We start from the raw sequence: 6625 nt of genomic DNA on the forward strand, positions 1-6625 counted from the left end.
GGGCGTGCGGTGGGTGAAGGGGTGCTGGAGGCCGAAGCGAGTGGGGCGCTGCGGCCTCCAGCCGATGGAGGGATGCGTCAGCCTTGGGTGAGGGTGAGGTTGTCGAGCTGGGCTTCGAAGAGGCTGGCGGTGCCGGCGTCGGCGGCTTCCAGGAAGATGCGGATGGTCTTGCCGGCGAAGGCGGACAGGTCGGCGGTGGCGGTCTGCCACTGTCCGGCGACTTCGGTGGCGGAGCCGGTCTTTTCGAAGACGGTGGTGGCCGTGGTGCCGTCCAGGACGCGGATGCGCAGGTAGTCGTCGCTGCTGGAGTTGTCGCCGTGGGCGACGTTGTAGGTGAAGCGCAGGGTCAGGGGGCCACTGGAGGGCAGGGTGGTCTGCGGGGAGAAGATGGTGGTCTTCCCGCCGTCCAGGTCGTTGTCCCCGTAGGCCGATCCGGCTGCCGCGCCGGTGGTCAGTGCGTACGAGCCCGACGCTGCGGTCAGCTGCTTGACCTGGTTGCTGTAGGTGGAGGTGGTCTGTTGTGGGATGCCCCGCTCGAACACCCCTGATGTCGCCGTATCGGTGCCCGCCGCGTTGACGCGCCAGCCCTTGTCGGACTCGAAATCGTCCGAGAACACCGTGGTGCCTGTGCCGGTGGTGGTCACCGTCCAGATGAAGGTCGCCGATGCGGTGGCGCCGGCGGCGTCCTTGGCGGTCACGGTGACCGTCGAGGTTCCGGCCGCGGGCGGGGTGCCGGCGATGCGGCCGCTGGTGGAGTCGAGGGAGAGTCCGGCGGGCAGCCCGGCGGCGGACCAGGTGTAGGGGGTGGTGCCGCCCGATGCGGCCAGCTGGAGGGAGTCGGCTTGGCCGGCGGTGCTGGTCTGGTTGCCGGGGTTGGTTACGGCCAGTGCGGAACCGGTGGTCGTCCAGGCGTCGGTGACGGGCGACTTGTTCGCTGCGCTGCCCAGCGGGGGCAGGCCGTACATGTCTTCGAGGGTGCGCAGCACGTTGTAGTGGTTGATCTGGGTGCTGGACTGGTAGCCGGCCTTGACGTGGGCGCCTGCGAAGACGGTGTAGATCTGGTTGACGGAGGTGAAGTTGTCCTCGTCGAAGGTGGCGATGAGGAGGCTGTTGTGGGTCTTGGCCCACTGGACGTACCCGTCGAGCTTGTTCTTGATCCAGGTGTCCCCGGTGCCCACCGAGCAGTCGTGCATGTCGTTGCACATGTCGGGGATGACGAACGACACCGTGGGCAGCTTGGTGTAGTCGCTGGGGAAGGTGGAGTACGGCACGTTGTACGCGGCGCCGCTCACGGTGGGGAAGTCGACCCAGGGGGCATGCTTGCGCCGGTAGTTGCCGCTGCTGCAACCGGTGTACCCGGCGCTGGGCAGGCCCTCGGAGTAGCCCTTGAAGGTGCGGCCGGCGTTCAGCAGCTGCTGTCCGAGGTTGCCGGTGGAGAAGGAGTTGGGGCAGTCGTCGTTGGTGACGCCCTGCTGGGAGCCGGAGAACAGGGCGATGTAGTTCGGCTGGCTGGGGTGGGTGATCCCGAAGGCGTTGGTGAACAGGGTGCCCTGGGAGGCAAGGGAGTTGAGGTAGGGGGCGCTGGAGCTGCCCTTGATGGACGAGTAGTTCTTGTTCTCGAACATCACCACGACCACGTGGTCGTACTGCGGGACGGACGAGGCGACGGGAGCCGCCGCGAGGTTGTCGGAGATGTGGGCGGAGTGCGACGTGAGCGTGCCTGCCGCGGTCAGTAGGGCGAGGGCCGAGGCCCCGGCCAGGGTTGCGATGCGGGAGCGCCGCATGGTGCAGACCTCCTCATGAGGGGGTGGGGTGGTGTCCCGCCCGGGGCCGGTCGGGCCGCACAACGTGCCGAGGCGGGCGGGCGGGCGGGGGTGAGGGTCAGCCTTGGGTGAGGGTGAGGTTGTCGAGCTGGGCTTCGAAGAGGCTGGCGGTGCCGGCGTCGGCGGCTTCCAGGAAGATGCGGATGGTCTTGCCGGCGAAGGCGGACAGGTCGGCGGTGGCGGTCTGCCACTGTCCGGCGACTTCGGTGGCGGAGCCGGTCTTTTCGAAGACGGTGGTGGCCGTGGTGCCGTCCAGGACGCGGATGCGCAGGTAGTCGTCGCTGCTGGAGTTGTCGCCGTGGGCGACGTTGTAGGTGAAGCGCAGGGTCAGGGGGCCACTGGAGGGCAGGGTGGTCTGCGGGGAGAAGATGGTGGTCTTCCCGCCGTCCAGGTCGTTGTCCCCGTAGGCCGATCCGGCTGCCGCGCCGGTGGTCAGTGCGTACGAGCCCGACGCTGCGGTCAGCTGCTTGACCTGGTTGCTGTAGGTGGAGGTGGTCTGTTGTGGGATGCCCCGCTCGAACACCCCTGATGTCGCCGTATCGGTGCCCGCCGCGTTGACGCGCCAGCCCTTGTCGGACTCGAAATCGTCCGAGAACACCGTGCTCCCGCCCCCGGAAGAGGCGCCGGTGTAGAGCAACCGGTTGGGGGTGTTGGTGCCTGCGTCCTTGATCTTTCCGACCGTGGCGCTGTTGATCAGCGCGGTCTGGACGTCGGCGGGTGTGGCGGTGGGGTGGGCGGAGAGCCACAGCGCGGCGGCGCCGGTGACATGCGGGGCCGCCATGGAGGTGCCGGAGATGGTGTTGGTGGCCGTGTCGCTGGTGTTCCAGGCGGAGGTGATGGAGGTGCCGGGGGCGAACAGGTCGGTGCAGGACCCGTAGTTGGAGCTGGAGCGCCGAGTGTCGGTGGAATCGGAGTTGTTCACCACGATCGCCGGCGCGATGTCGCCCGGTGAGTTGTTGCAGGCGTCGGTGCTGTTGTTTCCTGAGGAGACCACCCAGGTGACGCCGGAGGCGATGGAGTTCTTGATGGCCGTGTCCTCGCTGCTGCTCACTCCGCCGTTGATGCTCATGTTGACGACGGCCGGCTTGACGGCATGGGCCGTGATCCAGTCGGCGGCGGAGATGATCGACGAGGTGCTGGCGGAGTCGTTGCAGTTCAGCACCCTGACGGCGACGAGCCTGACACTCTTTGCGACGCCGTAGTCCTTGCCGCCCACGGTTCCGGCCACGTGAGTACCGTGGCCGAGGCAGTCCTGGCCGTTGCGGCCGTCGCCGACCTCGTCCACGCCGATGCTCGCGCGGCCCTGGAACTGGGTGTGAGTGGTGCGCAGGCCGCTGTCGACCACGTAGACGGTGACATTGCTCGCCGTCGTGCCGTAGGTGTAGCCGTGGTCGAGAGGGAGGCTGCGCTGGTCGATGCGGTCCAGGCTCCATGACGGGGGGTCACTCTGCGTGATGGAGCCGTGGTGGACGGCGTCCTGTTCCACATAGGCCACGCGCGGGTCGGCCGCCGTCCGGCGCGCCTGCTCGGCCGTCATCTCGGCGGCGTAGCCGTGCAGCACCCTGCTGAAGGTGTGCCGGACAGTCGCACCGTGGGCCTGGGCGATGCGGGCGGCCTCCTCCCGCGCTGAAGCCGAGGGCGTGGCCGGGCCCTTCAGAACCACCACATAGCGGCCGGGAAGGGCGCCGGCGACGTTGCGGACCTGCCCGGGTGGGGCCGTGTCTGCCGCATGGGAGGGCTGTACCAGGAGAACGGGGAGGGCTGCTGCCGCCATAGCGGCAAGTGCAGGTATGCGGGCACGTGGACGCACGTCGGCTCCATGGAAGAGGGAAAGCTGGGCCCCGGGGAAGGCCGGGTGCGACTGGTGTACAGCGTGCCGGCCAGGCGTGGTGGCCACTTGTCGCCAGTGGCCGGATCGGGCGTGAGCCAGCCATCACCTTCGGTGAAGCTTCCAAGTAACAACCGCATTTTTCTTGACCGTTTTCTGTCCGGCACTGGCCGAGACATGGCACTATCGCAGCCCGGAAGTACCGGATCCGGATGGCCGGCCGCCTCAACTCACACGGCCCAGCCCGTGCTCGGCAGAAAAGGATCCCTGTGAGCAACGACGACCTGCCAGCGCATCTGCACCGCCTCGGACTGACGCCGGAAGAGGCCGAGATCTACTTGGCCATGCTGCGTACCGGCCACACCACGGCCGCAGACCTCGCCGGCCACCTCGGCTGGAAACCCAAGGAGGCCGAGCAGGCCATCACCCGCCTGACCGAGCTGGGCCTGGCCGCAGGCGGCACCCCAGACGGGTCCGAGGCCACTCCCGTCGACCCGGCCATCGCCCTCGACCACCTCTCCCACGCCCGGTCAGCCGAACTGCAACTGGCTCACACCGCGGCCATCAACGCCTACCGGGACTACCGGCGCTCAGTCAGCCCACAGGCCCGCGATGACCTCGTGGAGGTCGTCACCGGCACTCAGATCACCGAACGCATCCTGCACATCGAGGGAGTAGCGGAGTCCGAAGTCCTGCGCTTCGACTCCCCGCCTTACCACATCCCCGCCAGCGCCAACCCCACGGAGGTACGCAACCTGGAACGCGGCGTCGAATACCGAGTCGTCTACTCCAAGTCCGCGGTGCAGAACCACTCCTACTACACCAGCAACATCCAGCCCTGCGTCGCCGCCGGCGAAAACGCCCGTGTACTGCCCACCGTCCCTGTCAAACTCACCATCTTCGACCGAAGGCTGGCCATCGTGTCGATGTCCTTCGTCGAGGCCGAGGTCAACGACTCCCTGCTGCTGGTGCGCCCTTCCAGCCTGCTGTCCGCACTCACCGGCCTCTTCGAAACCTCCTGGCGCTCCGCCTTCCCCATGCATTGCAGCAACCGCGTCCCGTCCGCACTGCGCCCCATACAGGCGCGCATCCTGGAACTGCTCGGAGCCGGCGTCACCGACGACACCATTGCTGATCTCCTCGGCATAAGCCGCCGCACCCTGTCGCGCAACCTCGAACAACTCAACTACAAAGCCGGAACCGCCACTCGCTTCCAACTCGCTCTGCACGCAGCGCGCAACGGATGGATCTGATGTCCATGCTCGGCGGAGCCCGCCAGATCATGAACAGCCTCGGCCATGGACTGGTGTTGTCTGCTGGACAGCGGCCTTGGGGAACAACGGTTCTGTGTCAAGTGCAGGTGTGTTGCCTGCGGTCATGCGACGCGACTGCCTACGGGCTGCGGAGGTCATCAGCTGGGTCGGGGCAGCTGCGCCGTACCCGCAGGTCCTCGGCTCACTCGCTGGGGCGATCTCTAGCTCAGTGACGTTCTCATTTCCGGATCCTGGCAAACCTCTTCGGCGATAATGTACGACGGGCAAGGGGGCTCATGCGGAGCGGGATGGCGTTGGGAGCCCTCGGGCTCAGCCCATGAAGCTGGCCGGTGGAGGGTGGTCGTACACGTTCGCCTTCAGCGCGGCCCTGGATTTCCACGCGGGCACGAGCGAAGCCGCCCTCCATCCGGCCCAATCGCACTGCGGCCAGCCCGATGGGTGTGGCGTCGAACGGCCTACCGACGGGCCTCGAGATCGACGCGCCTGCCGGGGCCGACTGCACACTGCTCGCACTCGGGCTGACCCTGGACGAAATCTGCGGTTGAAGTGCCGCGAGCCCCTGCACGGCTCGCGCGACAGCCGGGGCTCGGACACACCGTTGGCGAATGCTCTTCTTCACTGCGCCCTCGCCGGGCTCATCTGGAGGGGCGCAATCTGCGGAGCATGGGGTGTGCCGAGCGGCGCCCTAGGCGCGGTTCTCGGATCTCCTGACGTGAGTGGGGAGTTGGGGTCACGCTGGCTGTATGGGCCGTGGTGATCTGACGAATGCGGTGTGGGATCGGCTGAAGTCGTTCTTACCTCTTGGTGGTGCCCGTGGGGGCCGGTGGAGTGATCACCGTCGGGTGATCAACGGTGTCCTCTACCGGGTGCGAACGGGGGTGCAGTGGCGGGATCTGCCGGAGCGGTTCGGGCCTTGGGAAACGGTCTACAAGCGGCATCGCCGCTGGTCAGCGGACGGCACGTGGAAGATGCTGCTGTCGCGGATCCAGGCTGCCCAGGATGCCGCGGGGCAGATCGACTGGGAGGTGTCGGTGGACTCGACCGCGGTCCGTGCCCACCAGCATGCCGCCGGCGCGAGGAAGACACCGGCGGCCGCGGTCTCTCAAAAGGGGGCCGAGCGAGGGACGAACCAGGTCGATCCGGTGTTGCGGAAACTGACGGTCCGGCTGGAGGAGGTGGTCAGGTCGGCGAGTGTCTGGGACGTTCCCGAGGCGGCTTCACCACCAAAATCCATCTCGTCGCCGACGGACGGTGCAGGCCTCTGGCCTTCGTCCTGACGCCTGGACACTACGGTGACGGCCCCCAGCTCGCGCGGGTGCTCGAGGAGGTCTCCGTGCCGCGTGTCGGGGTCGGGCGACCTCGCAAACGGCCCGACCGCGTCCTGGCGGACAAGGCCTACACCTCCCGCGGCAACCGCCGCTACCTGCGACGACGCGGAATCCCACACACCATCCCGGAACGTCTCGACCAGCAAAGACATCGGCAGAACCGAGGTTCCCGCGGCGGGCGGCCCACCGAGTTCGACAGCGAGCTCTACAAGAAGCGCAACACCGTCGAGCGCGCCATCAACCGGTTGAAGAGCTTCCGTGCCGTCGCCACACGCTACGAGAAACGCGCCTACACCTATCTCGGAACTGTCACCGTCGCGGCCCTCATGGTCTGGCTCAGAACATGATCCGAGAAACATGGCCTAGCCGTCC

General features: G+C 67.5%; 4 protein-coding genes. 2 read left to right on the forward strand and 2 right to left on the reverse strand.

The window, feature by feature from the left end; genetic code table 11:
• Positions 1–77: 77 nt before the first annotated feature.
• Both RKD23_RS39320 and RKD23_RS39325 read right to left on the reverse strand, forming a co-directional pair.
• Positions 78–1784 carry an alkaline phosphatase family protein gene (locus tag RKD23_RS39320; protein ID WP_424858122.1) on the reverse strand — a complete coding sequence of 569 codons (1707 nt, stop codon included), beginning with the start codon at positions 1782–1784 and terminating at the stop codon, positions 78–80.
• 97 nt (positions 1785–1881) lie between these two features.
• Positions 1882–3597, reverse strand: coding sequence for a S8 family serine peptidase (locus tag RKD23_RS39325; RefSeq protein ID WP_424858123.1), 1716 nt, complete (start codon positions 3595–3597; stop codon positions 1882–1884).
• Positions 3598–3920: 323 nt separating this feature from the next.
• Here RKD23_RS39325 and RKD23_RS39330 point away from each other — a divergent pair, with 323 nt between their 5' ends.
• Positions 3921–4904 (forward strand): helix-turn-helix domain-containing protein, encoded by a 984-nt coding sequence (locus RKD23_RS39330; RefSeq protein ID WP_424858124.1) that lies wholly within the window; start codon positions 3921–3923, stop codon positions 4902–4904.
• Positions 4905–5668: 764 nt separating this feature from the next.
• A protein-coding gene (locus RKD23_RS39335) for an IS5 family transposase (protein ID WP_424858125.1) occupies positions 5669–6600 on the forward strand; the annotation gives its coding sequence in 2 pieces (ribosomal slippage) (positions 5669–6041 and positions 6041–6600; 933 coding nt in all).
• Positions 6601–6625: the final 25 nt, after the last annotated feature.

The sequence above is a fragment of the Streptomyces sp. SAI-170 genome, from assembly GCF_049739565.1.
In the GTDB taxonomy this organism is placed as follows: domain Bacteria; phylum Actinomycetota; class Actinomycetes; order Streptomycetales; family Streptomycetaceae; genus Streptomyces.